This window comes from Allobaculum sp., assembly GCF_047010065.1.
Lineage (GTDB): Bacteria > Bacillota_I > Bacilli_A > Erysipelotrichales > Erysipelotrichaceae > Allobaculum > Allobaculum fili.
Window position 1 is genome coordinate 1 of record NZ_JBKXLD010000135.1, and the last position, 4,655, is coordinate 4,655.

The 4,655-nt window shown below is 50.5% G+C and carries 5 protein-coding genes; all 5 read right to left on the minus strand.

Going from position 1 to position 4,655, the window contains the following annotated elements:
- Positions 1–158 precede the first annotated feature (158 nt).
- The 5 genes from asnS to ACLUYS_RS09385 all read right to left on the minus strand — a co-directional run bounded on the left by asnS (position 159) and on the right by ACLUYS_RS09385 (position 4,462).
- Positions 159–1,514 carry an asparagine--tRNA ligase gene (gene asnS, locus ACLUYS_RS09365; RefSeq protein WP_230268471.1) on the minus strand — a complete coding sequence of 452 codons (1,356 nt, stop codon included), beginning with the start codon at positions 1,512–1,514 and terminating at the stop codon, positions 159–161.
- Positions 1,515–1,802: 288 nt separating this feature from the next.
- Entirely contained in the window at positions 1,803–2,453 is a 651-nt protein-coding gene (locus ACLUYS_RS09370; RefSeq protein WP_230268472.1) for a redox-sensing transcriptional repressor Rex, read from the minus strand.
- A 180-nt stretch (positions 2,454–2,633) separates the two neighbouring features.
- A complete protein-coding gene (locus tag ACLUYS_RS09375; protein WP_288340570.1) occupies positions 2,634–3,326 on the minus strand; it encodes a hypothetical protein in 693 nt (230 codons plus the stop codon).
- Positions 3,327–3,449: 123 nt separating this feature from the next.
- Positions 3,450–3,950 (minus strand): Gx transporter family protein, encoded by a 501-nt coding sequence (locus ACLUYS_RS09380; RefSeq protein WP_230268474.1) that lies wholly within the window; start codon positions 3,948–3,950, stop codon positions 3,450–3,452.
- Positions 3,947–4,462: a NusG domain II-containing protein gene (locus tag ACLUYS_RS09385; RefSeq protein WP_230268475.1), complete on the minus strand. Its 516-nt coding sequence runs from the start codon at positions 4,460–4,462 to the stop codon at positions 3,947–3,949. Before ACLUYS_RS09385 ends, ACLUYS_RS09380 begins: the two co-directional genes overlap by 4 nt.
- Between the last annotated feature and the right edge of the window lie 193 nt (positions 4,463–4,655).

Below are 4,655 nucleotides of genomic sequence, written 5' to 3' on the forward strand. Positions count from 1 at the left end.
AATTATCCCAAGGAGGCGGTCGAGAAAATACCCGTCTTTTATTTGACGCTTACGATTTACATTTCCCTGGAAAAATCTTTCGATACAAAAAGACAGCCGCATCGGGTTCGTCTCGATGCGGCTGATGATATTCGCTGAATACAGCTGAGTATAAAGGTTTAGAAAATCAGGTTGCGCGGAGTACGCGGATACGGCTGTACGTCGCGGATGTTCTGGATGCCGGAGAGGTACATGAGCATGCGGTCAAATCCAAGACCGAATCCGGAATGAACGCATCCGCCAAAGCGGCGCAAGTCCATGTACCACTGCAGAGTGGATTCTTCCATGCCCATATCGTCCATTTTCTTTTTCAGAACATCGTAGCGCTCTTCACGCTGGCTTCCGCCGACGAGCTCGCCGACATACGGAACGAGAAGGTCGCAGGCCGCTACGGTCTTGCCGTCTTCGTTTTCACGCATGTAGAACGCTTTGATTTCTTTCGGATAGTCGATCAGGAACACCGGACCGCCTACAACCTGTTCGCAAATGTAGCGTTCGTGCTCGGACTGAAGATCCATGCCCCAGTAAATGTTCTTGTTGTCGAAGCGGTCTTTGACTTTTTCCAGTTCCTTGATGGCTTCGGTATACGTCATACGGCGGAATTCGCTGTCGGCTACCTTTTTAACGCGATTGATGCAGTCTTTATCGATCATTTTCTGGAAGAACGCCATTTCTTCCGGTGCATGTTCCAGAACGTAGCGGATGCAGTACTTGATCATGTCCTCGATCACGTCCATGTTATCGGACAGATCCGCGAAAGCGAGTTCCGGTTCGATCATCCAGAACTCAGCCGCATGACGGGTCGTGTTTGAGTTTTCCGCACGGAACGTCGGACCGAACGTATATACGTTGCGGTACGTCAGCGCAAACGGCTCAACGTGCAGCTGGCCGGATACGGTCAGCTGGGCGTGCTTGCCGAAGAAGTCCTTTTCGTACTCCTGATCATCAATGGTCGTTACGGTAAAGCATTCACCGGCGCCTTCCGCATCGTTTCCCGTAATGATTGGCGTTTGTACATAAACAAAGCCGCGGTCCTGGAAGAACGTATGAATCGCCATGGACAGAACGGAACGCAGACGGAATACCGCGTAGTACGTGTTGGCACGCGGACGAACGTGCGGGATTTCGCGCATGAATTCATAGCTGTGTCTCTTCTTCTGCAGCGGATAGTCATGATCCGCCATACCGAGAACGGTAATGGAATCGGCTGCCACTTCGAGAGGCTGTTTAGCCTCCGGTGTCGCGTGGACTGTACCTTTTACTTCAATAGCACTGCCGGTTGTGATTTTGGAAGCCTGTTCGTAGCCTTCCATTTCTGGAGAATAGACAATCTGAAGATTGGAGAAGCAGCTTCCGTCATTGAATTCGATAAAGCTGATATTTTTCGAATTTCGATTGGTTCTCACCCATCCCTGCAGGGTCACGGGTTTTCCATCGTATTCGCTGATCTTTTCTTTCAGTTTCTTTACAAGCATTAAAATGCTCCTTTCCTTAAAAGAGAAAAGCGTCCCTCCATCAGGAACGCTCCAATCCGCAGATCTGATTCAGGCGGATTAATTCATGCGCCATAGGCACAGAAAAACGTCTCGCTAAGAGCTATGGGTATTAAACCATTGCGAGACGTAAATTACAATATGAGCGCCAGCTAAAGCCGAAACAGAGCGTCACAAAGCCGGCCGTTCCAGCCAAATCGCGGTCTTCCCGTTTTGCTTTTCGATGCAAAAACACCTGCCTTCTCGCAGAAAAAGGCAGGTGCAGACAGCTTAGCTGTTTCCGTTTTTGGTGGAGGCGCTGTCCATGGAGTTGGTCGTGAAAACGAGCTCCTGAATCGAGCTGACCACATCAACGGCTTTGACCATCACGTGATGCGGAACCTGAAAATGCTGGTGGGTAAAATCGACGATGCCGATTATGCCGTTGGCAATCAGACGGTCAACGGTAGCCTGGATATCTTCCGAAATGGTCAGGATGGCAATGCGGCATCCTTTGGGGATGCGTGTTTCCAGCTCATCGAGCGAGTATACATTGATGCCGAACATGTTTCCGGTCTTGGCCGGATCGATATCGAACGCGCAGGCGATTTCGCCGACGACATAATCCCACTTGTTATAGTTCATCAGGGCACGGCCAAGGTTGCCGGCACCGACCAGAATGATTTTTTCATCAAAATCTACACCAAGCTCCTGATTGAAAATCTCGATCAGTTTGTCTACATCATATCCGTAGCCCTGTTTTCCCAGGTTTCCAAGAAACGAGAAATCGCGGCGGATCGTAGTCGGTTCAATGTCTACGAAGTTGCTCAGCTCGCGCGACATGATTTTGGAAACCCCGTTTTTCTGAAGTTTACGAAGCGCTTTAAGATATACCGGATATCTCTGCAGGGTCGCCTTTGGAACAGAGTTTGCGTTTTTCATGATTATCACCGCTCCAATCATAACAAAGAATTCCTAATTTGTGAATTTATCTCTTATTTGAACAAGAGATTTTTAATCCAAAAAAACAGATATGTCTGTATTTTCAAAAGACCGCCCCTAAATGGGAGCGGCCTCGAGCGTTTTACGATGATTTTTTATGATTTTTCTGTACGGATCGGTTTAGACGGCTTGCTTCTTTCCCTTTTTTAAGAGGGTGCTCGACCACGCCTTAAACAGGCGGACAAGCGAGGGCAAAGACCACGTCCAGCGATTGAGAGCGATTTTCTTCAGAAAAATGCGCAGAGCGCCCTGCGCTGCCTGCCGGCTGTCCCGTAAAATCCGCCGGCGCAAAATCATGGGCCAGGCCACTTCGCAAATCCAGAGCGCCAGATTCATGAACAGGAACAGAACGATCAGGCAGGCCCCGTAGGACCAGCGAAGCGCAATTGTCAGCACTCCAAAAAGCAGAACCGTAAGCAGTACGAGAAGAGCGCCGACCCATTTTCTTAAGCGCCTGTGATCATCAAAGAGAATACGTGTCCTTCCTTTGTTTTCTGGCTCCTGTCCATTTAAGGCGTTTTCGAAGTCCATACGGGCAAAGAGCAGACGCCAGTCCGAATCCTTTCTGGCGTTTTCAATCGCCGCATGCCACAGACGGCACGCGGCAATATTGGCCTGCGAAGGAACGGTCTTTTCGGTCTCGATCTGCAGCTCCAGATCGAGTGCCTTTAAAGCGGTCTGTGCCGAGATCTGCTCCGGCTTAAACGCGCTGATCGTTCGCTGAAGCTTTTCTCTGGACGGGGAAGCCGTCGAAATTTCATTTTTCATATCCTGTTCAAGCTGCATGAGAATCGCGCAGTAAGTATCTTCCATGAGGCCGCCTCTCTTTCTCAGTTTCCGGATTTTCAACTTTGCATCGTTTTGCACGGGCTTAGTTTCGCTGGCCAGAGCCCGTCTTGTATAACGATCTTCTTACCCATTCGCGCTTATTCGTGCTTAATTCAGGCGAATGCGAATGAGCACCTGCCGGGCAATCCAGGCGATGCAAAGTCCGGAGAGCACGGAAAGCGCAAGCAGGGCCGGCAGAAACAAGCCCATGAAAAACTGCTGATAAATCCAGGCAATCGCAATGACCTGTCCGATCGTATGACAGGCCGCACCCAGCGTACTGACTCCGTAAATGGAAAACCAGCCCGAACGGTATGCCAGCGTCATGCCGATCAGAGACAGCGTACATCCGCATGCCGAGAGCAGAAAGCTGACGGAAAAGAGGGTACCAGTGGCCAGCGAAGCCAGGAAAATGCGCAGTACGGTAACCGCACACATTTCCTTTGGTCCATAGGCATACAGCGCGAACAGGCCGGCAATATTGGCCAGACCGATTTTGTAGCCGGGAATGATCGTAATCAGCGGAAAGAAAGATTCGACGATCTGCATGAGAATCGCTGCCGCGATCAGCAGCGAAAGAATCGTCATTTTACGAATTGTCCGGTTCATTGAATCACCGTATCTTCCTGGGCTTCACTGCCCTCAATCGTCACAATCGTCTCGTTGGGCAGACAGACAATGGGAACCGCCGGCGAATCTACATACCCCTGTCGGGAGCAGTAATGATGGGGCGAGTTTTCCTGCGTGACCGCAGCCTTACCATTTTTTATGGAAATGTGGACCGTGCCTAAGGTGCCTTCCACCGAATATTCGCCGTCTTCGCTGAGCGGAAGCCGGAGCTTTTCTTCGCTGCGCACTTTCACGACGGCATATGAGCCGCCTTCTTTATAGTTCAGAAGCGGAAAAAGCAGAAGCACTGCACACGCCAGCAAAAGAACGATCAGAATCTTGTCCGCTTTGCGAAGACCGTCTTTGGAAAGGTCCGGACGGATCCGCTCGCGTCGAGACGATCTGGAACGCGTCGTACCCTTTGGCGACGTCTGAGGCAGCGCTGCATCCGTCTCTGCCGTTTTGCGCTCTGGACTGAATGAATTTTCCGGATAATCTTTGCGCTCTGGCATGGGTCTGCCTCCTTTTCTGTCTTACTATTCAGTATACCGGATCACGGCCTGGGTTTTGGTTTTCGAAACAGGCCGCACTCGGTTTGGAAATCCATGCAGGCCAAAGAAAACCCGCAGCATCGCTCTGCGGGTCTTTTTTCGAATGGTGAAATTGCACTCGCCATTTGCGTCCAGACAGGATTTATCTTTTCCG